Genomic DNA, 25,411 nt, shown 5'->3' on the forward strand with positions numbered 1-25,411 from the left:
GGGGCGTCGGCCCGGGCCCCCTGTCCCCCCCTTGGGCTGGGTTTGTCAAAAACCAATTCCCCAACCTTTGGTTTTGGCTATTGTGCTTTCCCCAACGAGGCCAGCCACTCACGCCCACTGGAGCACGCCTCACGGTCGGCCCGGTTGCCCGTGTCGCGAAAGCCACTTTCGGGACGTCCAGCGTCGCGAAAGTGGCTTTCGCGACATGCTCGGCCCACGCGCGTTCAGCGCTTCAGGATCGCCAAGGCCTCATCGTGGAGCAGGCCGTTCGTCGACAGCGCCGAGCCGTTGTCGTAGCGCGCTTCGCCGTCGAGGTCGCTGAACCGGCCACCGGCCTCGGTGACCAGCACCTGGGCGGCCGCGACGTCCCACGGGTTCACGATGCATTCCGCGGTGACGTCGAGCGCGCCCTCGGCGACCAGGCAGTGGTGCCAGAAATCGCCGAAAGCGCGGGTTTCCCAGCACGCGTCGACGAGGTCGAGGTACTTCTCGCGTGAGTGGTACTCCACCCACGAGTTCAGGTCCGTTGTGGACAGATACGCGTCTTCGAGCGACGCGACCTTCGACACCGAGATGCGGCGCTCGCCGGCGGAGTCGCTCATCCAGGCACCGTCGCCGGCGGCGGCCCACCAGCGGCGGCCGAGCAGCGGCGCGCTGATCATCCCCACCACGGGGGTGCCGTCTTCGACCAGCGCGATCAGCGTCGCCCAGACCGGGACGCCACGCAGGAAGTTCTTGGTCCCGTCGATCGGGTCGAGCACCCAGGCGCGGCCGGTCGCCGCGGTGCCGCCGCGTTCCTCGCCGAGCACCGCGTCTTCCGGCCGGTCCGTGGCGAGGATCGCGCGGATGGCGTCTTCGACGGCGGTGTCGGCGTCGGTCACCGGCGTCCGGTCGGGTTTGCGCTCCACGGCCAGGTCGAGCGCGCGGAACCGGGCGGTGGTGATGGCGTCGGCGGCGTCGGCCAGCCGGGTGGCGAGTTCCAGATCATTCTCGTAGCCAGGCACGGTCACGATGCTTTCACGCCCGGCAGTCGTAGAGTTGGCCAGGTGAGCATGGTGCTACTCGCCGAGGACGACCCGGCCATCGCCGATCCGCTTTCCCGCGCACTCCAGCGGGAGGGGTATGAAGTGCGTGTCGTCGGCGACGGTCCAGCCGCTCTCGACGCGACCGAGAGCGATCGGGTGGATCTGCTGGTCCTCGATCTGGGCCTGCCCGGAATGGACGGGCTGGAGGTGTGCCGCCGCCTGCGCGCCAGCGGCACCGAGGTGCCGGTGCTGATGCTCACCGCGCGTACCGACGAGGTCGATTTCGTGGTCGGGCTCGACGCCGGCGCGGACGACTACGTCGCCAAGCCGTTCCGGCTCGCCGAACTGCTGGCCCGCATCCGGGCGCTGCTCCGCCGCCGGGCCCCCGACGTGCTCGAAGCCGGGGGAGTGCGGATGGACCTCGGTGCCCGGATGGTCACCGTGGACCTGCACGAGGTGCAGCTGGCGAACAAGGAGTTCGAGCTGCTCCGGGTGCTGATGAGCCGCGCGGGCCAGGTGGTCAGCCGCGACGAGATCCTCGCCGAGGTGTGGAACGACCTCGAATCGAAGACCTCGAAGACGCTCGACATGCACATGTCGTGGCTCAGGCGGAAGCTCGCGATCGCGGCCGACGAAGCCGCCGGCCGAGCGGGCAAACCCGGCGGGAACGGCGACGGCGAACGGCGGATCGCCACGGTCCGCGGCGTCGGCTTCCGCTTCAACGCGGAATAGCATGCGCCGTCGCATCCTGCTGGCGATCCTGCTCGCCGTCGCGGTCACCGCGGCGGTGCTGGGCATCCCGCTGGGGATCACCGCCTGGCAGCTGGTCGAGAACCTCAACCGGGAGAACCTCGCTTCGTCGGCCCGCGGGATCGCGGCGACACTGGACAACGAAATCGCCGTCGGCCAGCCGATCAACCTCGACCTCGTCCGGGTCGCCGTCCCGCAGGGCGGTTTGCTGACCGTCCGCGCGCAGGGGCAGATCGAGAAGCGGTACGGCTCCGACCCCGGCTCGGACGTGGTGTCCGAGCGGGCGCCGATCGCGTTGCACGGCGAAGTCGAGCTGGCCGTGCCCGCCGGGCCGATGCGCACCCGCCAGACCCAGGTGACGCTGCTCGTGCTGTTGCTGGTCGTGCTGTCGGTGGGCACCGGAACGGTGGTCGCGACGGTGACCGCGCGCAGGCTCGCGAAACCGCTGAGACACGTCGCGGATCGCGCGGTCAAACTCGGCGGCGGCGACTTCCGGCCGGATCCCAAGCGCTACGGCGTCGGCGAGCTCGACATGGTCGCCGAAGCGCTCGACGCGTCCGGTTCGGCGCTCGCGCAGCTCGTCCAGCGGGAACGCCAGCTCGTCGGCGATGTCTCCCACCAGCTGCGGAGCCGGTTGACCGCGTTGCAACTGCGGCTCGAACCGCTCACCGTCTACCCCGACCAGGACGTCGTCGACGAGGCGAAGGCCGCGCAGGAACAGGCGGACCGGCTCGCCGAGGCGCTCGACGAGCTGCTGGCCGCCGCGCGGGCGGCACGGGAGGTCGGCGCGGAGCCGGTGAGCCTGCAGGAAGTGCTTCCCGAAGTCTCCGAAGAGTGGCGACAGCTGCTTCGCGCCGAAGGCAGGCATCTTCGGATCCGGGTCACCGACGGGCTGAGGGCGAGGGCGACGCCAGGCCGCCTGCGCGAGGTCGTCGGGGTCCTGCTCGACAACGCGCTCCGCCACGGCGCGGGAACGGTCACGCTCGCCGCGCGGCGTGGCGACACCGAGGGCACCGTCGTCATCGAGGTCGCCGACACCGGCTCGGGCGTGCCGGACGAGTTGGCGCCGCACATCTTCGAACGCGGCTTCTCCGGTGGCGGCTCGACCGGCGTCGGGCTCGCGCTCGCCCGTGCGCTCATCGAGGCCGACGGCGGACGGCTGGAGCTGTCGAGCAAGCAACCCGCGGTGTTCAGTCTCTTCTTGAAGGTGCCCCGGCCGGGTGATGTGGCCGAAGTGCGCTGGCCCGCCGAGCGGGTCCCGCGCTAAGGCCTCCCCAAGGATCTCCCGATCGGGCAATGCCGGGGAAGCGCGCCGACCTACCGTCGGGGGGTGCGTGCGACGGCGTTCCGGTACCGCCCACCGGTGAGTCCGGTGGCCGCGGCGACCCTGGAGATCGGCAAGGTGGCGATCTCCGTGCGGTTGTCCTTCGACGGCGCGTTGTACGCGTGCCGCAAACCGGCCGGCGTGGTGGAACGGATGGAGGCCGAAGCGCTGGACCTGCTCTCGAAGGGGCTGTTCGTGAGCGGGATCGACACCCCGGTCGCGACCGTCACCGGAGCGGCGGGACACCGGTTCATCCAGGAGAGCGAGGTGTTCCAGCCGCCGGACAGCCGGCTCTACCGGGGCCTGTGCGGGGTCGGCGCCAGCCGGAACGGGCTCACCCTGACCGGGATGATCGGCTACCGCCTCGAAGTCCGCGCGGGATGGGCCACTCGGGCGGGTGACTGCGGCCCGCCCGCAACGGCCGCCGAATGGGCCGAACTCTTCGGCGGGCAGCTGGCGTCCATCGGCGGAGTGGTCCTGCGGCGGTCCTCGCTGCTCAGTCTCGGTACTCCGCCGTGACCGTGACGACGAAGGCCGCCCTGGCGGGCAGGCCGAGGCTGACCCACAGCCCGGTCGGATCGGTCTCCCCGAGGGCCATCCGCAACGGCTGCTCGCCGACCGTGAGGAACTCGGTCCCGAGCAGCACCCGCAACGACCGGTCGAGCAGGGTGTGCTCGTCCCGGACCTTGTCCGCCCGCGCCGTGACCAAATAGGACAGTTCGCACCGCTTCGCCCGCACGGCGCCGGTTCCCGGGCCGGCACCGTGCAGGGCGAAGAGGAACAGATCGACGCTCGACACCCGCGTCTCGGTCTGCCAGGTGGGTTTCGGCGGATCCAGCCGGACCACCGTCCCCTCCGGCAGATGAGGCGCGATGAGCAGGCACAACGCCTCGTCGACCTGGGTGATCACGAGGTCAGATCAATCCCTCACGCAGTGCGTAAGCCACCGCGTGCGAGCGGTTCCGGAGCTGGAACCGGTTGGTCACGTCGTGCAGGATGCTCTTCACCGTGCGCTGCGAGTAGCACAGCTGGTCGGCGATTTCCTGCGTCGAGAACCCCGACGCGACCAGTTTGAGCACCTCGGTCTCCCGGCTGCTCATGCCACCGAACTGCAGTCCACGCGGCTGCAGGACCTGGCGTTGCAGCCGCGAGACCCGGTGCAGCAGCCTGCCGAGCAGGTCGGGCGGCAACGCGCCTTCCCCGGCCGCGGCCGCCTTGATCAGCCGGACCAGGACGTCGGCGCCCGCCTCGGAACGGCGGGCGACCGCGCAGACGCCGTGCTCGATGGCGCTGAGGATCTCGTTGTCGTCGACTTCACCCGCGACGAGCACGATGCGGGTGAACCCCTGGTGGTGCAGTGCGGACAGCAGCTGCGTCATCGCCTCGTCGAGGCGGTCGGTGACCAGGAGGGCCACCATCGTCGGGTCGGCGGTCTCCCCGTCCACCAGCCAGACATCGTCACGGGAGCGGAGCGTCATGCAGACGCCGTTGTGCAGAATCGGATCGGTGGCGCGGACGACCACGGGCGTCCGGTTCGGTTCGAACATGTGATTCCCATTCCCCTCGAACGGTGCGAGGGTCCCACCCCTCGCACTGCTCACCCTGCCGGGTGAGGTGTCCCGGGCGCATGGGACTCCGGTCCCGACATTGCCCGAAAAGCCGCCCTTATCGGGGTTTTCAAATTCCGCTTTTCAACGACCGAGCCCGGCTTCGCGGGCGCGCACGATGGCTTCGGCGCGGTCGGCGACGTGGAGTTTGCTGAAGACGTTCGAAATATGGTTCCGCACGGTCTTCGGGCTGAGACACAGCGTGCTGGCGATGACGGTGTTGCTGTGCCCGCCCGCGATGAGCGAAAGGACCTCTCGTTCGCGGACGGTCAGTTCCGGGAACACCGTGTCCGTACTCGGCTGAGTATGGTTGAAAAAGCCGAGAACCCGCGTCGCGATGTCGGGCCCGAAGATCGCTTCGCGCCTCGCGACGGCGTGAACGGCACGAATGATTTCGTCGGGTTCTGCGTCTTTAAGCAGATATCCGCGGGCTCCGGCACGCATCGCGGAGAAAACCGATTCGCTTTCGTCCGCCATCGTCAGCATCAGCACCCCGACCCCGGGCCGTTCGGCGACGATGTGCCGGGTCGCTTCGGCGCCGCTGATGTCGGGCAGATGCAGATCCATGACCACGACGCCGGGCGCGAGGGCGCTCGCCGCGCTGATCGCGTGCGCGCCGCTCGCGGCCTCGCCGACCACGTCGATCCCCGGCTCGTTGGCGAGCAACGTGCAGACCCCGAACCGGAACAACGGATGGTCGTCGACCACGAGCACGCGAAGGCGTTCGTTCATCTGGTTCCCCCTGTCTCCCCGACGCGGCACGTTAGCGAGAGGGCCGGACGGTGGACAACGCGTGGTCCGGACAGCGGACCGGCGAGAAATTAAACGCCTGACGAGTGTCGCGTATCGGCCGGGTCTGCCCAACTCATTAACCCTTTCGGCGCAGTGGTGGGTCACAAGTACGCGAAGGGAGTCGCGGGCGGGTGGTAGCAAAGGTCCCTTGCTCTCGCGCCTGCCCTCCCGCTCGCCACGCGTGGGTCGTGAGGGCCTCCTTCCCTACTCTGAGGGTAGGGAAGGAGGCCTTCACGGACTCAAGAGCCAGGCGTCAGCAAAGGTCCCTTGCTCCCTTTTCGCAGGTCAGGCGAAGGCGGCGGCGTGCTCGCGGGCCCAGTCGGCGAACGTCAGCGGCGCCCGGCCGAGCAGTTCGCGCACGGTGTCGAACACGATCTCCTCGTTCCCGGCGGACTGCCGTTTGAGCTCGAACATCCCGTCGACCGCGGAAGCGGGCCAGCCGTACCCGAGCATCCGTGCTCGAGAATCGGCTTCGGGCTCTTCGACGTACGTCAGCCGCCGCCCGAGCGCGTCGCCGAGGATTTCGACCTGCCGCCGCGTGGTGAGCGCTTCGCCGCCGGTGATCGGGTACGTCCTGCCCGCGTGCCCGTCGGTGGTCAGCACGGTCGCGGCGACTTCGGCGATGTCGCGGGCGTGCACCAGCGCGGACGACGGATCGCCCTCGGGGACGCGGATGATCCCGTCGCCGCGGACGGCGTGCAGCCACGCGAACCGGTTGTCCATGAAGGTGCCGGGGCGCAGGATCGTCCAGTCCGGCCCGGCCTCGCGCACGGCCCGTTCGGCCTCGGCGTGCACGAGGGAGATCGGGTCGGTCTGTCCGAAGTGGACTCCGGTGGTGGAAAGTTTGACGATGTGCGCGACAGCGGTGGCTGCCTTGAGCACGGTGCGTTCCTGGGCGAGCGGGTCCGAACCGTGCCCGGAGGTCAGGACGAACACGCGGTCGACACCGTCGAGCAGTGCCGGGTCGAAGGCGTCGAGATCGCCGGCGGCGACCTCGGCACGCGGATCGATCCGGGCGCGGGCGGGGTCGCGTGTGAGAGCACGCACGCGGGTGCCCTTGTCCAGCAGGGCGGGAACGAGTTCACGGCCGATCTTGCCGGTGGAACCGAGTACGAGAATCATCGAAAGACTCCTTTAGTGGTTGCGCCGCAAGGAAACGCGCGGCAGGAAAAGGGAAGCGGCGAGTCCGAGGGCCAGTGCGGGGACCATCACCCAGAACACGCCGTTGAGCGCGGAGGCGTACCCGGCTGGGCTGTCGGCGTCGAACGAACCAGTGAACACCGCGCCGAAAACGGTCAGCCCGGCCGTGGTGCCGAGTGAACGCAGGAAACCGGCGGTCGCCGAAACGGCGCCGAGATCGGTCCGGGCGACGTCCTGCTGGGCCGCCATGGAAAGCACCTGCATGTTGAGCCCGGCCGCCGCGCCGAACAGGACGAGATAGGCGACGACGAGCGGCAGCGGCGTCGTTTCGTCCATTGTGGACATGGTGAGGGCGGCGGCGAGGCCGAGGGCCATGCTGAGGATCGGCGCCCAGCGGTAGGCGCCGGTCTTGGCGATGATCCGGCCCGCGACCATCGACGACGCGGCGACCGCGAGGGTCATGGGCAGCAGCAGGAACCCGGCTTCCGAAGGTCCGGCGCCGCCCGCGGCCTGCAGGAAGAGCGCCAGGTAGTTGACCGAACCGAGGAAGACGAACCCGGCCGCGGCACCGGCCAGGACACTCAGGCCGAACATCCTGGCGCGGAACAGCCGGAGCGGGATGACCGGTTCGGCCGCCCGGCGTTCGATGACCAGGAACGCGACGAGCAGTACGGCGCCGATCGACGCCGAAAGCGGCGTCGCCAGGGTCAGGCCGACGATCGCGCCGGACAGCACGACGATGCCCGCGAAGTCGAACGGCGCTGTCTTGCGGCGTCGTTCCAGTCGCAGGAAACGCGCGACGATGCCGAACGCGACCAGCCCGATCGGCACGTTGATCCCGAAGATGGACCGCCAGCCCGCGAGGTCGGTCAGGACGCCGCCGACGACCGGGCCCGCCAGCGAGGAGCCGGCGAAACAGATCGAGAACCAGGCGAAGTAGCGGGCGCCTTCGCGACCCGGGAACAGTTCGCCGATGATCGCGGCGACCGCGACGAACAGGCCGCCGGAGCCGACGCCCTGCAGGACGCGGGCGGCGATCAGCAGCGGCATCGTCGGCGCGAGCGCGCAGGCGAGGGAACCGAGGACGAACAACGCGATCGCGACGAGCACGACGCGCTTACGGCCGAAGAGGTCGCCGAGTTTTCCGTAGACGGGCGCGCTGACGCTGCCCGCCAGCAGGTAGACGGTGGTGACCCAGGCGAACGAGGTCGCGCCGCCGAGTTCGCCGACCATGCGTGGCAGTGCGGTCGCGACGACCTGGGCGTCGAGCATCGCCAGGAATACGGCGGCGAAGAGCCCGACGAGGGCAAGGGTGTTTCGGGCGCGCGGAGGCGCGCCGAGAGCGGTACTCAAGAAAAGATCCGTTCACTGGAAGAAACGAGGGAACGCGAGGGACGCGGAGCACTGCTCGAAAGCAGCCCCGGATCCCCGCCAAGACGGGAAAAGGCTCAACCGTCATCCGAACCGGATGCGGTCCTCTTCGCGCTTGGCGATCACCTCGGATTCGTCCCGCTCGACCGTACGAACCCGGCCGGCGTCACCAGTGAAGGAACGTTGACATGGATGACCGTAGACAATCACATGTCGTTTGACAAGTACTTAGCGGAGAGGAACTACGTCGTCGTCCGGTTCGTCGCTGTCCCGGCGGCGTTTGCCCAGCTCATCCGGGAAGACCCACTTCTTGAAGCCCCAGAAGCGGAAGAACATCGCCAGCAGCATGCCGATGATCGACCCGCTCGTGAAGTCGGCGAACTCCTGGACGAACCGCGTCACATGCGGCACTTCGAGGTCGAAGATGTAGCGCGAGGTGTAGAGCGGGATCAGGTTGACCACCACGGCGATCCCGCTGATCACGAAGAAGAGCGCCGCCTCGTGATGCCGCTCGCGGCCACCGCGGGTCCGGAAGGACCACTCGCGGTTCAGGATGTACGACACGATCGTCGCGACGATGATCGCGATCGCCTTCGCCGTGGTCGGCTTCGGCTCCAGCACGGTGAGTTTCAGCAGGTACCAGACGCCGTTGTCGACGAGGAACGTCGTGCCGCCCACGATCGCGAACTTCAACAGCTCACGGTGCTTGATCAGCACGGATCGGAACGGCTCGGGCGTCCTCGAAAGGACGGATTCGACCACGGTCACCGGTTCAGTCTAATTCGCTTCGCCCGTCGAATGAGCCGGGAGGGGATGGACAGTGCGTTATAGGACGCTTTGGGTGGTTCGGGGAACGGCTGGCCCGCCTTTGTCGGCCACGCGCCCTGACCTGCGGAAAGAGAGCAAGGGACCTTTGCTGTCGCGTGCTGGTCAAGCAGCCGGTTCGTCGGGAATGCCGGAAATCTCCGGTCCGTCGCCCCGCAGCAGCCGTGGCCGCGCGCCGGCCTCCGGGAAGACCCACTTCTTGAACGACCACCAGCGGAACGCCGTGCCGAGCAGGGTCCCGATGAGCACGCCGCTGACGAAGTCGGCGATCTCCTGGGTCAGCAGCCCGACGTGCGGCTGCTCCAGGTCGAACACGTACCGCGAAACCAGTTGCGGAAGCGCGTTGAGGCCGAGCGCGATCGCGCTGATCAGGAAGAAAAGCGCCGCTTCGTGGGCTCGCTCACGCCCGCCGCGGGTGCGAAAGGACCATTCACGGTTCGCGACGTACGAAAAAACGGTCGCCACCAGCACGCCGATGATCAGCGCGGTCACCGGTTTGTCGGTCAGCACGGTGAACTTCAGGCCGTAGGTGATCGTCATCGTGATGACGAAACTCGCGCCCCCGACCAAGACGAATCGCAGCAGTTCGCGATGCTTCCCCCGCATGCGCGCGACGCTACTGGAAAATACGGTCGACCACTCCGTTGGGTCGAGTGGACGGCTTCGTCTTGCCAGGCTGCGGCGGCGCGCTCGTGGTCGGCTCAGCGGGGGCAGGCTGTTGCTTCGTAGGCTCAGAAGGCGTCGCTGACGGCGAAGGCCTCTTCGACGGAGAAGGCCACCCTGGCCGCCCCGGCTTCGTCGTCTCGGGCGCGCCCGAGGGCTTCGAAGTGACTGAAGGCAGCGAAGGCACCGTGGTCGGCGGAAGTAGCGCGTTGTCGTCACACCAGTGGTGCCAGCAGCCGAAGTAGACCGCGACCGGCTTCGCCTTGGCGACGCCGAGGGTGGCGTTCACCGTCACCGGGACGTTTTCCGCCGGGCGGCCCTTCAGCTGGACCAGCAGACCCACCTGGCGCCCCGGGGCCAGCGAACTGCTCGAAGTGCACGACGTGCCTTCGCCGGTCGGGGTGCACCGGATGCCGTACGCGCTCCAGCCGAAGAGCACGCGGTGGTCGAGAGTGATCGTGACCGGCTTCGTCGTCTTGCCCGTGTTCGTCACACGGATCCGCATCAGCGGATGGTGATTCCACGGCAGCGCCGACAGCCCGCCGCTATTGGCACTCAGGTCGACGCCGTCCGGTGGGGCGGGCACCTTGACCTTCACCGCGACCGACACCTTGATCTGCGCGCCCGCCGTCACCGAACCGGTCACCATGCTGCCGTCCACGGCCGTCGCGTCGGCGAGCAGCCGGAACGTCAGCACCGCGGACTGTCCGGGTTCGAGGCCGGTACCGGTCCGGCAGGTCACCGTGCCGGTGCCGCCGGGGCAGTTCACCGCGATCGGAGCGGGCGCCTGCTGCCGGAAACCGTTGACGCCCATCGCGCCACCGCCGGCGGCGGGAACGGCCCGCACACCCTTCGGCAGGTTCAGCGAGACCGCCACGGGCTCGGACTTCGATCCACCGTCGTTGCGCACGGTGATCGGCAGATTGGCTTCTTCACCGGGCCGGAGCTGGACACCACCGGCCGGGGTCGACGCCGTCATCACCGGAGGCGCCGGAATCACCGGCGAGGTCGCGGGCGGCTCGGCGGGCGTCGGAGCCGGCGCCGGCGCCGGGGGGGTGGCCGAAGGCGCCGGAGGCGGCACCTGCTGCGCGGGCGGCACGGGCTGCTGCGCCGGCGGGACGGCCGGAGGCACCACGGGCGGGGCCCCAGGGGTGGGGGCGGGTGCGACGGCGGCGGGCGGCGGCGCGGCCGCGGCGGCCGGGATCTCCTGCGTACCGCCACCGGCGGCGAGCGCCACCGCGACGGCGGCGACGATGGCGACGCTCGATCCGGCCACTCCGGCGAACTGGCGCGGTCCGGCCGCGGCCGCACCGGCGGCCCCGCCCGAACTCGAACCCGCGGCGGCGGCCGTCGCGGCCGCGGTGACCGCGCCCGCCTTGCCCGCGCCGGACGTCGCCAGGTAACCGAGAGCCGCGCCACCGAGCACGATCGGCGCGATGATCCCGCGCAGACCGGTGTTGACGTCGGCCAGTTCCGCGGCCAGCGCGCGGCAGTTCTCACATTCGTCCAGATGGCTCTCCACCTGGGCACGTTCGCGTTTGGACAACCCGTCGCGGGTCCACGCGCCGAGCTTGTCCGCGCTCGCGCGGCAGCGTTCGGCGGAGTTCTCGGCCAGGTGGACCTGCAGGTAAGCCTGCCGCAGACCTTCACGCGCGCGGTAGGCGAGCGCGGAGACACCGTTCGCGGTGAGCCCCAGCAGCGGCGCGACCTCGGCGGGCGTCTGCCCCTCGATCTCGGTGTGCCACAGCACCGCCTGCCACCGCTCGGGCAGCCGGGCGAACGCCTTCGCGGCGAGCGTGCGCTCGAGCCCGGCGACGGCGGTGTCGGAGAAGGGGACCGTCAGCGCTTCGCCGACGGCGCCGCCGACGTCGGACATGTCCTCGTTCAGGTCGACGCGCTTGTCCTTGCGCGTCTTGTCGTAGGCGGTGTGCCGGAGCGCGGTCAGCAGGTACGCGCGGAACGCGGCGTCGGGGCCTTTGCCGACGCGCAGCGTGTCCAGCACCTTCGCGAAGGCTTCCGAAACGAGGTCGTCGGCCTCGGAACTCGAGCGGGCGAGCTGGCGGGCGAGGTTGTGCGCCGCGCCGGAGTGTCGCTCGTACAGGGTTCCGTAGGACGCGATCTTCCCGTCACGCACCTCGGCGATCAGCTCGGCGTCACTCCTACCGGAGAGATCGGCGGGAACGGTGGACACGGGGCTCCTTCATCTGCTGGTTCGGCGGTCTACTGTCTTAAACGCCCGAACCCGCTCAGTGTGACGGACTGGGCGACGCACGTCACCTCGCGGCCCCGTCGATGACCCGGAGAGCGCAACACCTTCACCCGCACCGGGTTACCGAAGAGTTCGGAAAGATCCTTGGAAAACGCCGTCACGCGCGGCGTGGACCGGCGTCCCCACCGTGAAGCGATCGCAAGATCGAAAAGATCGGAACGGAAAGGGGCGGTGGGCAGTGGACGTACCGGCCACCGGTGCGCCGTCCGGGGGATCCGACGGGCAAACCGCCTGGAACCGGTTCGAACGAGATCGCACGCTCCGCGCACTGCGGGCCCGCTGGCGCACGGCCAGCCTGGCCGCGGGCTGGCGTTTCCCCAGTGACTGGGGCCTGCCCGAGGTCGACGCCGTCTGCGCGGCGGTGATCAAGAACGGCCGGGTCGCTCCCACCGAGGTGGCGGAAACCGCCCTCGCGGGGCTGGGCCGGGCACGGGCCGCCGCGGGTGCCGGGCTGGCCGAAACGCTCGCGGACCTCGCGGCGTTGCACGCCGTGCTCGCCGATCCGGACGCGGTCGACGGCTTCCTCGAACCGGATGTCGACTCCACACCTTCCCGGTTACTCCGGGTGACGGCGCTGGCGTGGGCGGACGTCGCGACCGACCAGCTCGTGAACACCGAGGTCACCGAACCGCTCACCGGGCTGCCCACGGCCGCGTATCTGAGGACGCGGCTGAGCGAGCTGTACCGACAAGCCCGTCGTGACGAGCGGCCGGTCGCGGAGGCGCACACGCTGCTCGTGGTGTCGATGGACTTCAGCTCGGTCGCGGGCTGGCCCCGGCTGACCGGGATGATCCTGGTCGCGGACGCCTTGAAGCAGGTGTTCGACGGCGGGGAGAGCGTCGCCTCGATCGGGCCGTCCGTCGCGGGCGTGCTCGTCCCGAAGGACGTGCGGCTCGCTTCGTCCGGCGTCGCGCTGCGAAGGGCGCTCAACGAACGGCTTTCGGTGGACGCCCAGCTTCGGGACACCGGCCGCCCGCAGATCTCGGCCGTCCGGCTCCCGGCGACCTACGATCTGGCGTGCGATCTCCTCGGTAGCCTCGCGCGCTCCTGACGCGGGGTAGCGTAAGACGTTCTCCAGGTCACGGCCGACCCTGTCGACCAGGCACGACCCGGTTCATGATTTCCTGTTTGCGTGACCCGGACTGTTCCCGCCGACGCCAACGGCGACGTTTCGGCGAGCCGCCCGCAGCATCGTCTCTCGCTGCGGAGGTCGCTCGCCCGCTTGTCCGTCCGGCCGAGATCGATCCTGATCCTGTCGGTGATCCCGCTGGTCGCGATCGGTTTCGGTATCTGGGGCTGGCAGCACGAATGGGTGCTCGGCGTGGACAGCGCGGTCTACCGCGCCGGCGCCGAGACGCTGTTGAACGGCGACCCGCTGTACGACGCGAACACCCTTCCGGTGGAACCGTGGTGGGCGTTGTTGCCGTTCACCTACCCGCCGACCGCCGCGCTGCTGTTCATCCCGCTCGCGCTGGTCCCGACGCAGGTCGCCTGGGGGCTCCTGACCGCGGTCTCGCTGCTCGCGCTGGCGCTGTGCGTCCGGATCGCCATCGGCGCGCTGCCGAAGCCCTCGACCGACGGCCCCCGCTGGTGGGCCTCGCCCGCCCGCTCGACGATCGCGTTCTTCCTGGTCTTCCTCGGCCTCGAGCCGGTGTGGCGCACGATCTTCCTCGGTCAGATCAACATCATCCTGATGGCGCTGGTCATGCTCGACATCCTCGTCATCGGGGCGAGGGGCAGCCGCTGGGGCGGCGTGCTCGTCGGCGTCGCGGCCGCGATCAAGCTCACCCCGATCGTGTTCCTGGGGCATCTCTTCATCACCGGCCGCCGGATGGACGCCATCCGCGGGCTCATCACCTTCGTCGTGATGCAGGGCCTGATGTTCCTGATCATCCCGCACGACGCGGCCCGGTACTGGACCTACACGCTGCCCGACACCGGCCGCATCGGCCCGGTGCACTGGGCGGGCAACCAGTCGCTGAACGCGCTGATGAACCGCTTCACCGAGCTCGCGCCGTGGGCGTCTAAAGCGGCGATGGGGATCGGCGCGCTGCTCGCGATCCCGGCGATCTGGCTGGTGCTGCGCTTCCACCGCAAGGGCCAGGCGCTCGCGGCGATGCTCGTGACGGCGTTCTGGATCCTGCTGATCTCGCCGATCTCCTGGACGCACCACTGGGTGTGGGTGGCGCCGCTGGTCGTCCTGCTGGTCTCGCGGCTGCCGAAGACCACGCCCGCCACCGCGTGGAAACGCTGGCTAGGCACCTTCGCGGTGTTCTTCGTCTTCATCAGCTGTGTCCTGCTGATCCTGCCGAACGGCCGGAATGTCGAGCTGCACTGGAAGGTGTGGCAGAACATCCTCGGCAGCGCGTACATCTTCATGCCGCTCGTGCTGGCGCTCGCGCTCGCCGGGCGCTGGTGGTACCTGCGGCGGAAGCGGAGCGACGACGAAAAGCATGCCGAAGTCACGGCCGGCGTCTGACCCCCGGATCGTCGGGGCGACGCTGGCGGGTGCGCTCGCACTGGCGATGCTCGCGCTGGGCGTCGTCGCCTGGCTGGGGGAATGGCACCTCGGCGCGGACAGCGCCGTCTACCGCGCCGGTGCCCTCACCCTGCTGAAGGGTGAACCGCTCTACACCCGCGAGGCGCTGACGACGCTGCCGCCGTGGGTGCTGTTGCCGTTCACCTACACCCCGGCCGCCGCGCCGCTGTTCCTGCCGCTCGCGATCGTCCCCGCCGGGCTGACCTGGGGCGTCGTGGGCGCGCTCTCCCTGGTCTGCCTGAGCGTCGTGATCTCCGTGGTCGCCCGCGCCTGCGGCGCCCCCCTCACCCGGTGGTGGGTGCTGCCGCTGGCCACGGCGGGCGCGCTGGCGCTGGAGTCGGTCTGGAAGACGATCTTCCTCGGGCAGATCAACCTCATCCTGATGGCGTTGATCGTCCTCGACGTCCTGGTGCTTTCGGCCCGCGGTTCGCGCTGGGCCGGGGTGCTGATCGGGATCTCGGCCGCGATCAAGCTGACGCCGCTGATCTTCGTGCCGCATCTGCTGTTCACCGGCCGGTGGAAGGACGCGCTGCGGGCACTCGGCACGTTCGTCGCGCTCGAAGCGGTGATGTTCGCGGTGATCCCCGGGGACGCCGTCCGGTTCTGGACGGAGTCGGCGACCGACCCCAGCCGGGTCGGCTCCGTGCACTGGATCTTCAACCAGTCACTCAACGGACTGGTGAACCGCGCCTCGGAACTCGCGCCGTGGTCGCTGACGGTGGCCATCGCGGTCGCCGCCGTCCTCGCCGTACCCGCCGTCTGGCTGGTCGTGCGCCTGCATCGCCGCGGCGATCCCGTCGGCGCGCTGCTGGTGACCGCGTTCTACGGGCTGTTGCTCTCGCCGGTGTCCTGGTCACACCACTGGGTGTGGACGGTGCCGCTGCTCGTCCTGCTCGTGATCCGCCGATCGTGGGTTCCGGCCGCGGGAGTCGCCGTGCTGTTCGCGAGCGGGGTGATCATGTTCGTGCCCAACGGCGGGGACACCGAGTTCGGCTGGGGGATGGGCTGGTCGCTGCTCGGCAACGTCTACGTCCTCACGGCTGCGATCGCCATCACAGGCCTGGCCGCACGGGAACTGCGACGCGGGTCCACCCAGGTCGTGGCCGTGGCGGCCAAGTAATCTCATCCGCGGAATCGGCTTTCGAGCGGGAGTGTGCGGCAGTAGTGGACAAGCGAACCGGTCTTCCGATCGTGGGCATGGTTGGCGGCGGACAGCTGGCCAGGATGACCCACCAGGCGGCGATCTCCCTCGGCCAGTCCCTGCGCGTGCTGGCCGCCGGGGAGAACGAATCCGCCGGCCTCGTCGCGGGTGAGGTCGTGCACGGGCACCACACCGACCTCGAAGCGCTGCGCTCGTTCGCCGCCGGGGTCGACGTGCTGACCTTCGATCATGAGCACGTCCCCGGCGAGCATCTGCTGACGCTCGCGATGGAAGGCGTCACCATCCGGCCCGACCCGGCCGCGTTGTCGATGGCGCAGAACAAACTCGTCATGCGCGAGATGATGGCCGGACTCGAGATCCCCGGCCCCGCGTTCGCCGAAGTGTCCTCTGTGGACGACGTGATCACCTTCGGCGACAAGCACTCCTGGCCGGTGGTGCTCAAGGCGGCGCAGGGCGGCTACGACGGCCGCGGCGTCTGGATGCTCGACACCGCACAGCACGCCCGCGAGACCGTCCCCGAACTGCTCGACGCCGGAACCCCGCTGCTGGTCGAGGAAAAGGTCGTCATGCGGCGCGAACTGTCCGCGCTCGTGGCCCGGTCCCCGTTCGGGCAGGGCGCGGCGTGGCCGGTGGTGGAAACGGTGCAGTCCGGCGGGATCAACACCGAGGTGCTCGCGCCGGCGCCGGGGTTGAGCGTCCAGCGCACGCAGGAGGCGCAGGACCTGGCGCTGCGGATCGCCGCGACGCTGAACGTGACCGGCCTGCTCGCCGTCGAGCTGTTCGAGACCGACGAAGGCCTGCTGGTCAACGAACTCGCCATGCGCCCGCACAACTCGGGCCACTGGACCCAGGACGGCTCGAAGACTTCGCAGTTCGAGCAGCACCTGCGTGCCGTGCTCGACTACCCGCTCGGCGTGACCGACCTGATCGCCCCGGCCTGCGTGATGGCGAACGTCCTCGGTGCCCCCGAGGCGCCCGAGATGGGACCGGACGAACGGCTGCACCACCTGTTCGCGCGATACCCGGACATCCGCGTCCACCTGTACGGCAAGGGCGAGCGTCCCGGCCGCAAACTCGGCCACGTCAACCTCGTCGGCGAACGCATGGAGGAGCTGCGCGACCGCGCACTGCTCGCCGCGCACTGGCTTTCCCACGCCGTCTGGCTCGACGGCTACGAAATTCACTAGGGAGTAATGAAATGGCGCCGCAGGTTGGCCTGATCATGGGCAGCGACTCGGACTGGCCGACGATGGAAGCGGCCGGGCAGGCACTGGCCGAGTTCGGCGTCGAATACGAGGTCGGCGTCTATTCGGCGCACCGCACCCCGCAGCGAATGCTCGACTACGCGACTTCGGCCGCTTCGCGCGGTGTGCGCGTGATCATCGCGGGCGCCGGCGGGGCCGCGCACCTGCCGGGCATGGTCGCGTCGGCGACGGTGCTCCCGGTGATCGGCGTGCCGGTGCCGCTGAAGTACCTCGACGGCATGGACTCGCTGCTCTCGATCGTCCAGATGCCCGCCGGTGTCCCGGTCGCGACGGTCTCCGTCGGCGGCGCACGCAACGCGGGGCTGCTCGCGGTGCGCATCCTCGCCGCGTCCGACGAGGGCTTGCAGGCGAAGATGGCGCGGTTCCAGGCGGACCTCGAGCAGCTGGTGCTCGACAAGGACGCCGCACTGCGCAAACGCGTCGAAGGCTGACCGCGTTCAATCCTCCCGGCTTTCTTGGAACCTGCTTGCGGGCGTAAGCCGTCACAGTAAGGTGTCAGGCGGGCACTGCTGGTCAGGACGATCCGGCGGTGGAGGAGGGAGCACGATGCTTTGCTTTGTGATGCCGTCATGACGGTGCCGCAGGATCCGCGAGCGTTTCGGGATCAGGCTCGGGCGATGGAATCCCGTCTCGATCAGGCCACACACGCCGCACGGTCCGCCGACCAAGCGGTCATTGCGACGGTGACCGGGCGAGGTCGGCTGGTCGATCTGCGGATCGCGGACAACGCACTGGACCGCGCACACCCTCAGCTGCTGGGAGCCAGCATCGTGCAGGCCGTCCAGGCCGCGCGTGGCGTCGCGCACTCGGCTGCGGCACCGGAGCTGGCGGCCCTGCTCGGCAACAAGCCGGCGTCGGCATACCTGCCTGCTGACCGGGCGATACCGGGTTCAGCCCAGCCGACGCCCGCTGGACCTCGGCGTTCTCGGAGCGTGCGGGACGAAGCGCCTTACGAAGAGAGTTTCGATCAGGTCGATTTTCTCTCCGATGACGATCCCGACGATCAGGGCGGACGCCGGTGAACACCCACGACAGGTTGTATCACCTGGCCAAGGAGATCGATGCCAGAGTGATCGCGATCGAGGAGGCCGCGGAAACAGGCCGGACGGCGATGCTGACTTGGCGTATCGCAGCGGGACTCGGAACGGTCACGGTGGACGGAAAGGGGACGTTGACCTCAGTCGACTTGGACCCCGATGCCGTCGAGACGCAGACAGAGGCAAGCCTGGCCCACCACGTCCTTCGGGCGATCAATGACGCGGAGAGTGAAGTGCGCACGAGGCGTGACTCAGTGGTCGAGGAAGCGGCAAGGGGGCGGCTTCGATGAGTGGTCCGTTCGATCCGCTCGACTCAGGAGGCTCGGGGTATGAGGTCTACCCGGAAGCCCTTCGGAGGGCGACCGAGGATGTTTTTCATGCCGCGGGTCGCCTTCGTGATTTCGCCGATGTCGATATCGACGGACTGCGGCTTGGCGTTCACGACGTCGGCCTGCTCGGTGAGCAATCAGGCATCATCGAAGCCTTCAACGGGATGATCGCCGAATTGCAGGAGAAGAGCACCCGCGGCTTTGAACGTTTGTTCAAAGTGGGCGACGCCATGGACAAGGCCGCCGACTATTACGACGCGCAGGACGAGGAGTACTACAAGCGCCTCCGTGACCTCGAGAAGGATGGGGGATGATCGTGAGTGGATTGCCGCCGTACCCGGTCGCCGCAGATCAGAAGATCCGTGATTTCGCCGGACTTCCGATTGTCGGTCGTTCTGACGTATTCTTGATGCTCGACGACATTCGGACAAGACTTCTCGGAAACGCTGTAGGTGTCCAGGAGATCGCTTCCCGGTTCGCGAGTAACACCACCATTCAGGATGCACACGACGACATCGGTGCCGCTGTCCAGTCCTTGGCCGGAACCTGGACCGGCCGGGCCGCCGATCAGTTCGTCGCGCACGCCGCCAACGTCACCAATGCGCTCAAGGCGGAGCAGGAGGCGGTGGCCAGTGTTTCCGGAGTGATGACCGATATCGCGAACAAGGTGATAGAAACCTATGCGGCGGCCATCGGATTCTTGGGTGAGTGTGCAGGGGAGCTGGCAAAAATTGATTTGAAGGCACTTGTCGCCGCACTTGCCTCAGTCATTCCAGTGGTGAATCTGATCGGCTTCGCCGATGTCATCGATTCGGTTATCGAGGCACTCGGGAATCTGGTGACGAGAATCGTCGCCTTGTTCACCGAGGCGGTCAAGGTGATCAACGGTTTCAAGGGAAGTGCCGTCGGCCTCGAGCAGATCAAAGCGAATTTCGTCGAGGTTCCGGACCTTCGTGCGGGTTCCGGAGTCGACGAGCAGAAGCAATGGAAGGTTGAGCCGGATGCGTTCCCGGAATAGCATGAGGCCGGCGTTCATGGCCTTGTTCGCGGTGGTCGTGCTGGTCGCCGGTTGCGATCTGGGCCGGCCGGACCCGCTCCTCGATGGTCCGCCCGTACCGGCTCAGGTGGGAGGTGCGATCCCGCTCACTCCCGTGAATGATCCTGTGGATCTTACGTCTTTTCGAGTGGATCCTTGTGGCTCGTTGAAGCGTGAGGATGTCGCGGCTCTGATCATTGACCCGCCGGATCAGGTCAATCCCAGTCGAGCCGATTCGGCTCCGACAGGATGTTCGTGGTACATCTGGCGTGGGCCATTGCTGAGCGTGCGCCTTCCCGCCGGGAAAGAAAAGACCCTCGTTGAACTGGCGGCGCTCAGTGAGCGAGACCCTGGCCTCTACCCCGGGTGGCAAGAATTGTCGATCGGCGGCCTGCCCGCGGCCCAGTACCGTTTATCCGGCGACATGAAGTCCTGTGATCTGGTGGTCGGTATGGCGGATGACGCCGCACTCACGTTCGGTTACCGGGTCGGCGGTGAAGACAGTTCTCAGTATTGGGGCGCCGATCGGTGTGCGGCCGTGTTCAAGGCGGCAGAGCTCGTGATCGGCAATCTGCGTGCCCGTTGACCTGCGGCGCGTGACGGGGAGGACAGCGTTTGCGATCTTTGTGCTTGGGCGGCTGCATCCTGTTGACCTTGCTGGTCGCCGGTTGTGGCAGCGGCAGAATTCTCGAGAAGATCCGTTGCCGCCCTGATCGCTGATCCGCCGGACAAAGTGGCAGTGGACCGGTATGCCACCGGGTACGACCTTGCCTGGAAGTGGGACCAGCCCAAGGCGGGCGTACTCGAAGTCCGGACTCCCATGGCCGGTTTAGGCAGTCTTGAAGATCGGATGACTCGGCGGAGAGAAGATCCGGCACAGTCCTCCCACTGGCGGGCGTTGTCGGTCGGTGGCCTTCCCGCGGCCGAGCAAGTCGGGAATCCGCCGGTCTTCGAATACTTCCAGTTCGATGAGAAGTCGCAGTACTGGGGCGATGATCGGTGCGGGGCGGCACTCAAGGCCGCGGAGTTCGTGATCGGGAACCTCCGCAGCCGCTGAGGATCACTCGGCGAGTTGCTTCCGCAGCTCTCGTTTGAGCACCTTCCCGGCGTCCGAAACCGGGATCTGGTCGACGAAGTGGATCGCGCGCAGCCGTTTGTAGGGGAGCACGCGAGCGCCGACGGCCTCCAGCAGCTGCTCGGCGGTGACGTTCTCGTCGCTGCGCACCACGAACGCGACCGGCAGCTCGCCGACCTCGGTGTCCGGTTTGCCGACGACGGCCGCCGCGGAGACGCCGGGAAGGGTGATCAGCAGCTCTTCGAGTTCGCGCGGGAAGACGTTGTATCCCTTGTACAGCAGCATGTCCTTCTTGCGGTCCACAATGGACAGGTAACCGTCCTCGTCGAGGACGCCGATGTCGCCGGTGTGCAGCCAGCCGTCGACGAGCGCGGCCGCGGTCTCCTCGGTGCGGTTGCGGTAACCGGTCATCACCTGCGGGCCGCGCAGGCACACCTCGCCGCTTTCGCCCGCGGGCAACGGGTCCTCGCCGCCCTCGGCCGAGACGATCTTGATCTCGGTGTCGGGCAGCGGAAGGCCGACCGAGCCGACCTTGCGGGTGGCGGAGCGATACGACGGCGCGATGACGGCGCCCATGGTGACCTCGGTGAGGCCGTAGCCCTCGGTGATGATCACGCCGGGGAAGCGATTACGCAGGGCGCGGATCATCTCGTGGTTCATCGGCGCCGCCCCGGAACCGATGGTCAGTACCGAAGACAGGTCGGCCGTGTGAAAATCGGGGCAGGCGAGCAAAGCGGCGAACAGCGCGGGCGCCCCGCCGATGGTGGTGACCCGCAGCAGCTCGGCATCGGCCACGTACGCGGCCGGGTCGAAGCGGTCGTGCAGGACGACGGTGCCGCCGTCGAGCAGCGGGACGTTGAGCGCGGCGATGGTGCCCATGGCGTGGAACCACGGCGTCAGATTGAGAGCGATCCCGGTGCCGATCCGGGACGGCCATTCGTCCGGGCCGCCGAGCTGGTCGACGATCACTTCTCCCGAGCCGTCGACGGCGGGGACCGCGCCCAGCCGCCAGCAGGAACTCTGGAGACTGTTGACCACGACGTTCCGGTGCGGCAGGCAGACGCCCTTCGACCGTCCGGTGGTGCCGCCGGTGTACGCCAGATGGGCGAGGTCGCGGTGGATGTCGATCTCGACGTCCGGCCGCTCGTCGGAGTGACCGGCGTAGAACCGCGTGAACTCGACTTCGTTCTCGCTCACTTCCTCGGGCGGGTGAACGACGATGCTCAGCCGGACCGCCGTCCGGTCACGGACCGCGGCGAGCACGCGTGCGACCGGGCCGACGGTGACGGCGGCGACCGCTCCGGCGTCGGCCAGCTGGAAGGCGAGGTCCTCGGGCGGCAGCAGCGGGTTCGCCGGGCTGAAGGTGGCGCCCGCGAGCAGCGTGCCGTAGTACGCGATCGGGTACGCCAGGCAGTTCGGCAGGTGAAGGGCCACGACGTCGCCCCGGCCGATACCCTCCGCGCGCAGGGCGTTCGCGAACCGGCAGGCCGCGCTGTACGTCTCGGCGAACGTGAGGCTCTGGTCTCCGTGGGCGAAGGCGGTTCGGGAGCCCCATCGAGCAGCGGCGCCGGCCAGCACCGAGCCGACCGGGACCTCGGGATATTCGAGCGACCGGGGGAACGGGGTGAGCTGCATCACTCGAACGTACGGACTTTGCGGTCAAAGACACAAGCGCTCGCGATGTCGCACGATGTGAACGAGCGCTAACATCGGTCGAACTCTCATACGCGTTAGAAGAGGTGACGAAGGTGTCTGACGGCCCGGGTCTTTACCAGCTTGCCGAGGAGCACGAAGAGCTGCGGGCCGCGGTCCGTGCCTTGGCGGAGAAGGAAATCGAGCCGTACGCGGCCGAGGTCGACGAGGACGAGCGCTACCCGATCGAGGCGTACCGCGCCCTGGTCAAGTCGGGTTTCAACGCCGTGCACATCGACGAGGCGTACGACGGCCAGGGTGCGGACGCCATCGCCGCCTGCATCGTGATCGAAGAGGTCGCGCGTGTCGACGCGTCGGCGTCGCTCATCCCGGCGGTGAACAAGCTGGGCACGGTGCCGATCATCCTTTCGGCGTCGGAAGACCTCAAGAAGCTGGTACTGCCCTCGATCGCCTCCGGCGAGGCGTCGGCGTCGTACGCGCTTTCGGAGCGCGAAGCCGGCTCGGACACCGCGTCGATGCGCACCCGCGCGAAGCTCGACGGCGACCACTGGGTGCTCAACGGCACCAAGTGCTGGATCACCAACGCGGGTGAATCGTCCTGGTACACCGTGATGGCGGTGACCGACCCCGACGCCGAGAAGAAGGCCAACGGCATCTCCGCGTTCGTCGTGCACAAGGACGACCCCGGCTTCACCGTCGGCTCGAAGGAGCGGAAGCTCGGCATCAAGGGCTCGCCGACTCGCGAGATCCACTTCGAGACCTGCACCATCCCGGCCGACCGCATCATCGGCGAGCCCGGCACCGGCCTGAAGACCGCGCTGCGCACGCTCGACCACACCCGCCCGACCATCGGCGCGCAGGCGCTGGGCATCGCGCAGGGCGCACTCGACGCGTCGATCGCGTACGTCAAAGAGCGCAAGCAGTTCGGCAAGTCGATCTCGGAGTTCCAGGGCGTCCAGTTCATGCTGGCCGACATGGGCATCAAGATCGAAGCCGCCCGGAACCTCGTCTACGCCTCCGCCGCGGCGACCGAACGCGGCGACAAGCGCGGCGGCTACATGGCCGCGGCCGCGAAGGCGTACGCGTCGGACATCGCGATGTCGGTGACGACGGACGCCGTGCAGCTCTTCGGCGGCGCGGGCTACACCCGCGACTTCCCGGTGGAGCGCATGATGCGCGACGCGAAGATCACCCAGATCTACGAAGGCACCAACCAGATCCAGCGCATGGTCATGGCGCGCGCCCTGCTCAAGGGCTGATTTGATCTTGATCCGGTAGTTCGGGCGGCTTTGGCTGCTCATGATCAGGCCGCCTCCAGGCCGTCATGGGCACCAGGCCGCCCGAACACCGCGTCGATCGCCTCACTGTTGGAAGCTGGCCGGAAAGCCGTGGTTGCCAAGTCCGATTCACTGCGTGACGTCCGTATAGGGCACCGGCTCGTCGGAACCGGTGCGAGACCAGGCTCTTCCCAAGCCATCGGTGTACGTGACGGTGGGCGTTGGCGGTTCCTCGGCGACGGACACTGTCCCATAGACATCGAGGTAGAAGACTCCGATGCTTCGTACTCCGCGACCTCCGAGATCGCGGGCCGCCTGGTACGGAAGTTCATCGCGTGATTCCTGGTCCAGCGGACTGCCGATGAACCACTTGCCAGGCGAGTAGTGTTCGCCAACGGTCAGGCTGACCAGGCGTATGTCGTTTATGTGCGCTGCATTCCGGTTCTCGACCTGTACTGCGCCGTGCAAACCAGCAGTGGGCACGTAGGAAATCTTCACTAGCCGAGCTTGATCGCGCTGGCTCTCCTGCCGCTCCTTCTCTGACAGTGACCAACTGTGAGCGGCGATCCAAAGCGCTGCACCGGCTGCGGCAATGGACCCCACACCGCCGACCCATTGCCCGGCGGTGGCCCACCAAGAACTGCCCATGTTGGCAAGCCATCCCCAGGCCGCGACAGCGACCGGGAAGGCGGCCACAACTCCGCCGATCACAAGCACCCGTTTGCGCATGACGAGTAGTCGTGCTGATGGTGCGGAATGTTTCTATAGGTGCAGCCTGGTCCGATGGCATAGCTGACGGGCTGTTCCGGCGGTTCGTGGTCATGCCGCCTCCAGGCCGTCATGGGCACCAGGCCGCCCGAACACCGCGTCGATGGCCTGCCGAGCCCGCTCGTGGCTCGACGGGACGAGGTGCGTGTACGTCCGCAGGGTGAACCCGGCATCGGAGTGCCCGAGGTACTCGGCGAGTTCCTTGATCGACACCGCGCGAGACAGCAGCGTCGAAGCGAAGAAGTGCCGCAGCGCGTGCATGCCGTCCGCCCGGCCACGGTAGGCGATCTCAGCCGCCCTGAACGCGGCCTGCCAGACCACCTTGGTGAACAGGTCTCCGGTGTAGAGCCGCCCGTCTTCTCCCGTCATCAGGAGCCGGACCGTCACAGGTTCGCCGTCTGGCTTCCGCCAGGGAAGCGTGATCGCGACGGACGGGAATCGGTCCTCGTGGTCGTCGATCTCGGCGAGCATGGCGGGGGAGAGCGGCACAGTTCGCGTCTTCCCGCCCTTGGGTGGCGCGAACATCATCACGCCCTTGACGGTCTTGATCTGCCGCTGAATGCGGACGACCATCGCGTCCCGGTCGACGTCGTCCGGCGAGAACCCAAGGATCTCTCCTTGCCGCAGACCCAGCCCAGAGCCCAGCGGGACAGCGATTCGGAACCGCTCGGCGAGCCCTTTCCGCACCTTGTGCACTCGCTCCTCTGGCCAGACGACCACCGGCGGGCTTTCGCCAACAGGTCGACGAACCGTCTTGGCATGACAGGGGTTCTCTCGAATCAGCCTGTCGTCCACCGCCGAGTCCAGCACGCCGGCCACGATGGTGAACAGGACGACCTGATAGTTCGTGGACAGCCCCCGTTCGTCCATGTCGCCCACCCAGTTACGGATGGTGGACGGCTTGATTTGGCCGAACTTCAGGTGCCCGAAGGTCGGGTAGATCTGACTCTCCAGACGGCTACGCAGAATCTCGCGGGTGGCCGGGTCGGGTGACGTGGCTTTAAGCCAGTTCTCACCCTGCTTACGAAAGACCTTCAAGGACGCCCGCGGATCGATGTACTTGTCTTCGCGCTTGTCTGCCTCCACGCCGATGAGGAAGTTCTCGGCGCGCTTCTTTTGCTTGTCTGGGAACGACTTCGAGCGCTCTTCGTTGTCGGGGTCGAGGTAGCGGACCTTGTACCGCATGCCGATGCCGTACAGTTCGGTCTTTTCGAGCACGGGCTTGCCCCGCCCGTTGAGGATGACCTTTCCGGTCTCCTCGTCACGGGCGGGGCGGTACCAGCGATCTTGAATGTGTCCCATCAGGCCGCCGCCTCGTCTGTGCTCCAGGCGCGGACCTTGGTCGGGTCATATCGGAGGTGACGCCCGATCTTGCGGACCGGTGGGCCTTCACCGAGCCACTTCCACTGGTAGAGCGTCTTGACCGGTACGCCGAGGTAGGCCGAGACGTCTTCGACCGACCAGAGCCGGTCCACATTGCTCACGTTGTCCATGTCGTCCCCCC

General features: G+C 68.1%; 28 protein-coding genes. 15 read left to right on the forward strand and 13 right to left on the reverse strand.

Features of this window, described 5'->3' with window-relative positions; all coding sequences use genetic code 11:
* Positions 1 to 224: 224 nt before the first annotated feature.
* On the reverse strand, positions 225 to 1,010 hold the full coding sequence (gene hisN, locus ACIHAO_RS21320; protein ID WP_396560309.1) for a histidinol-phosphatase: 786 nt from the start codon (positions 1,008 to 1,010) through the stop codon (positions 225 to 227).
* Between the two features lie 42 nt (positions 1,011 to 1,052).
* On the opposite strand from hisN, the gene ACIHAO_RS21325 reads away from it, so the two are divergent.
* The 3 genes from ACIHAO_RS21325 to ACIHAO_RS21335 all read left to right on the forward strand — a co-directional run bounded on the left by ACIHAO_RS21325 (position 1,053) and on the right by ACIHAO_RS21335 (position 3,618).
* Positions 1,053 to 1,757, forward strand: a complete 705-nt coding sequence (locus ACIHAO_RS21325; RefSeq protein WP_038519243.1) for a response regulator transcription factor — start codon at positions 1,053 to 1,055, stop codon at positions 1,755 to 1,757.
* 1 nt (position 1,758) lies between these two features.
* Positions 1,759 to 3,042 carry an ATP-binding protein gene (locus ACIHAO_RS21330; protein ID WP_125789034.1) on the forward strand — a complete coding sequence of 428 codons (1,284 nt, stop codon included), beginning with the start codon at positions 1,759 to 1,761 and terminating at the stop codon, positions 3,040 to 3,042.
* A gap of 63 nt (positions 3,043 to 3,105) precedes the next feature.
* Positions 3,106 to 3,618: a hypothetical protein gene (locus tag ACIHAO_RS21335; protein WP_396560312.1), complete on the forward strand. Its 513-nt coding sequence runs from the start codon at positions 3,106 to 3,108 to the stop codon at positions 3,616 to 3,618.
* On the opposite strand, the gene ACIHAO_RS21340 is transcribed toward ACIHAO_RS21335, so the two are convergent.
* From ACIHAO_RS21340 to ACIHAO_RS21375, 8 genes are all read right to left on the reverse strand, one after another.
* Positions 3,596 to 4,009, reverse strand: coding sequence for a hypothetical protein (locus ACIHAO_RS21340; RefSeq protein WP_396560314.1), 414 nt, complete (start codon positions 4,007 to 4,009; stop codon positions 3,596 to 3,598). The genes ACIHAO_RS21335 and ACIHAO_RS21340 overlap by 23 nt on opposite strands.
* 4 nt (positions 4,010 to 4,013) lie before the next feature.
* Entirely contained in the window at positions 4,014 to 4,646 is a 633-nt protein-coding gene (locus ACIHAO_RS21345; protein ID WP_125789036.1) for a response regulator transcription factor, read from the reverse strand.
* A 144-nt stretch (positions 4,647 to 4,790) separates the two neighbouring features.
* Complete coding sequence (locus tag ACIHAO_RS21350) at positions 4,791 to 5,438, reverse strand: response regulator (protein ID WP_396560316.1); 648 nt, start codon at positions 5,436 to 5,438, stop codon at positions 4,791 to 4,793.
* A 345-nt stretch (positions 5,439 to 5,783) separates the two neighbouring features.
* Positions 5,784 to 6,620: an NAD(P)H-binding protein gene (locus ACIHAO_RS21355; RefSeq protein WP_396560318.1), complete on the reverse strand. Its 837-nt coding sequence runs from the start codon at positions 6,618 to 6,620 to the stop codon at positions 5,784 to 5,786.
* Between the two features lie 12 nt (positions 6,621 to 6,632).
* On the reverse strand, positions 6,633 to 7,991 hold the full coding sequence (locus ACIHAO_RS21360; RefSeq protein WP_396560320.1) for an MDR family MFS transporter: 1,359 nt from the start codon (positions 7,989 to 7,991) through the stop codon (positions 6,633 to 6,635).
* Positions 7,992 to 8,237: 246 nt separating this feature from the next.
* Positions 8,238 to 8,777 (reverse strand): GtrA family protein, encoded by a 540-nt coding sequence (locus tag ACIHAO_RS21365; RefSeq protein WP_396560322.1) that lies wholly within the window; start codon positions 8,775 to 8,777, stop codon positions 8,238 to 8,240.
* A 162-nt stretch (positions 8,778 to 8,939) separates the two neighbouring features.
* Positions 8,940 to 9,440 (reverse strand): GtrA family protein, encoded by a 501-nt coding sequence (locus ACIHAO_RS21370; protein WP_396560324.1) that lies wholly within the window; start codon positions 9,438 to 9,440, stop codon positions 8,940 to 8,942.
* A 10-nt stretch (positions 9,441 to 9,450) separates the two neighbouring features.
* A complete protein-coding gene (locus ACIHAO_RS21375) occupies positions 9,451 to 11,688 on the reverse strand; it encodes a sigma-70 family RNA polymerase sigma factor (protein ID WP_396560326.1) in 2,238 nt (745 codons plus the stop codon).
* Between the two features lie 256 nt (positions 11,689 to 11,944).
* Here ACIHAO_RS21375 and ACIHAO_RS21380 point away from each other — a divergent pair, with 256 nt between their 5' ends.
* From ACIHAO_RS21380 to ACIHAO_RS21430, 11 genes are all read left to right on the forward strand, one after another.
* Positions 11,945 to 12,817 (forward strand): GGDEF domain-containing protein, encoded by an 873-nt coding sequence (locus tag ACIHAO_RS21380; RefSeq protein ID WP_396560328.1) that lies wholly within the window; start codon positions 11,945 to 11,947, stop codon positions 12,815 to 12,817.
* 81 nt (positions 12,818 to 12,898) lie between these two features.
* On the forward strand, positions 12,899 to 14,245 hold the full coding sequence (locus ACIHAO_RS21385) for a glycosyltransferase 87 family protein (RefSeq protein WP_396560330.1): 1,347 nt from the start codon (positions 12,899 to 12,901) through the stop codon (positions 14,243 to 14,245).
* Positions 14,220 to 15,425, forward strand: coding sequence for a glycosyltransferase 87 family protein (locus ACIHAO_RS21390; protein ID WP_396560332.1), 1,206 nt, complete (start codon positions 14,220 to 14,222; stop codon positions 15,423 to 15,425). Before ACIHAO_RS21385 ends, ACIHAO_RS21390 begins: the two co-directional genes overlap by 26 nt.
* A 44-nt stretch (positions 15,426 to 15,469) precedes the next feature.
* Positions 15,470 to 16,654, forward strand: coding sequence for a 5-(carboxyamino)imidazole ribonucleotide synthase (locus ACIHAO_RS21395; protein WP_396560334.1), 1,185 nt, complete (start codon positions 15,470 to 15,472; stop codon positions 16,652 to 16,654).
* 11 nt (positions 16,655 to 16,665) lie between these two features.
* Entirely contained in the window at positions 16,666 to 17,163 is a 498-nt protein-coding gene (gene purE, locus ACIHAO_RS21400) for a 5-(carboxyamino)imidazole ribonucleotide mutase (RefSeq protein ID WP_125789901.1), read from the forward strand.
* A 138-nt stretch (positions 17,164 to 17,301) separates the two neighbouring features.
* A complete protein-coding gene (locus tag ACIHAO_RS21405; RefSeq protein ID WP_396560336.1) occupies positions 17,302 to 17,754 on the forward strand; it encodes a YbaB/EbfC family nucleoid-associated protein in 453 nt (150 codons plus the stop codon).
* Entirely contained in the window at positions 17,751 to 18,059 is a 309-nt protein-coding gene (locus ACIHAO_RS21410) for a YbaB/EbfC family nucleoid-associated protein (protein ID WP_396560338.1), read from the forward strand. Before ACIHAO_RS21405 ends, ACIHAO_RS21410 begins: the two co-directional genes overlap by 4 nt.
* Positions 18,056 to 18,412 carry a hypothetical protein gene (locus ACIHAO_RS21415; RefSeq protein WP_396560340.1) on the forward strand — a complete coding sequence of 119 codons (357 nt, stop codon included), beginning with the start codon at positions 18,056 to 18,058 and terminating at the stop codon, positions 18,410 to 18,412. The genes ACIHAO_RS21410 and ACIHAO_RS21415 overlap by 4 nt, the downstream gene beginning before the upstream one ends.
* Entirely contained in the window at positions 18,409 to 19,116 is a 708-nt protein-coding gene (locus ACIHAO_RS21420; RefSeq protein ID WP_396560342.1) for a WXG100 family type VII secretion target, read from the forward strand. Before ACIHAO_RS21415 ends, ACIHAO_RS21420 begins: the two co-directional genes overlap by 4 nt.
* Before the next feature lie 16 nt (positions 19,117 to 19,132).
* Complete coding sequence (locus ACIHAO_RS21425; protein ID WP_396560344.1) at positions 19,133 to 19,720, forward strand: DUF3558 domain-containing protein; 588 nt, start codon at positions 19,133 to 19,135, stop codon at positions 19,718 to 19,720.
* 264 nt (positions 19,721 to 19,984) lie between these two features.
* Entirely contained in the window at positions 19,985 to 20,191 is a 207-nt protein-coding gene (locus tag ACIHAO_RS21430) for a hypothetical protein (RefSeq protein WP_396560346.1), read from the forward strand.
* Positions 20,192 to 20,194: 3 nt separating this feature from the next.
* Here ACIHAO_RS21430 and ACIHAO_RS21435 read toward each other — a convergent pair whose 3' ends face one another.
* The gene (locus ACIHAO_RS21435) at positions 20,195 to 21,844 is read right to left on the reverse strand and encodes a class I adenylate-forming enzyme family protein (protein ID WP_396560348.1); all 1,650 of its coding nucleotides are present in this window, start codon (positions 21,842 to 21,844) and stop codon (positions 20,195 to 20,197) included.
* A 104-nt stretch (positions 21,845 to 21,948) separates the two neighbouring features.
* On the opposite strand from ACIHAO_RS21435, the gene ACIHAO_RS21440 reads away from it, so the two are divergent.
* Positions 21,949 to 23,121, forward strand: a complete 1,173-nt coding sequence (locus ACIHAO_RS21440) for an acyl-CoA dehydrogenase family protein (protein WP_396560350.1) — start codon at positions 21,949 to 21,951, stop codon at positions 23,119 to 23,121.
* A 147-nt stretch (positions 23,122 to 23,268) separates the two neighbouring features.
* Here ACIHAO_RS21440 and ACIHAO_RS21445 read toward each other — a convergent pair whose 3' ends face one another.
* The 3 genes from ACIHAO_RS21445 to ACIHAO_RS21455 all read right to left on the reverse strand — a co-directional run bounded on the left by ACIHAO_RS21445 (position 23,269) and on the right by ACIHAO_RS21455 (position 25,400).
* Positions 23,269 to 23,868, reverse strand: a complete 600-nt coding sequence (locus tag ACIHAO_RS21445; protein WP_396560352.1) for a hypothetical protein — start codon at positions 23,866 to 23,868, stop codon at positions 23,269 to 23,271.
* A gap of 90 nt (positions 23,869 to 23,958) precedes the next feature.
* Positions 23,959 to 25,209: a tyrosine-type recombinase/integrase gene (locus tag ACIHAO_RS21450; protein ID WP_396560354.1), complete on the reverse strand. Its 1,251-nt coding sequence runs from the start codon at positions 25,207 to 25,209 to the stop codon at positions 23,959 to 23,961.
* Positions 25,209 to 25,400: an AlpA family transcriptional regulator gene (locus ACIHAO_RS21455; protein ID WP_125789909.1), complete on the reverse strand. Its 192-nt coding sequence runs from the start codon at positions 25,398 to 25,400 to the stop codon at positions 25,209 to 25,211. The genes ACIHAO_RS21450 and ACIHAO_RS21455 overlap by 1 nt, the downstream gene beginning before the upstream one ends.
* Between the last annotated feature and the right edge of the window lie 11 nt (positions 25,401 to 25,411).

The sequence above is a fragment of the Amycolatopsis sp. NPDC052450 genome (assembly GCF_044547565.1).
Taxonomy (GTDB): Bacteria; Actinomycetota; Actinomycetes; order Mycobacteriales; family Pseudonocardiaceae; genus Amycolatopsis.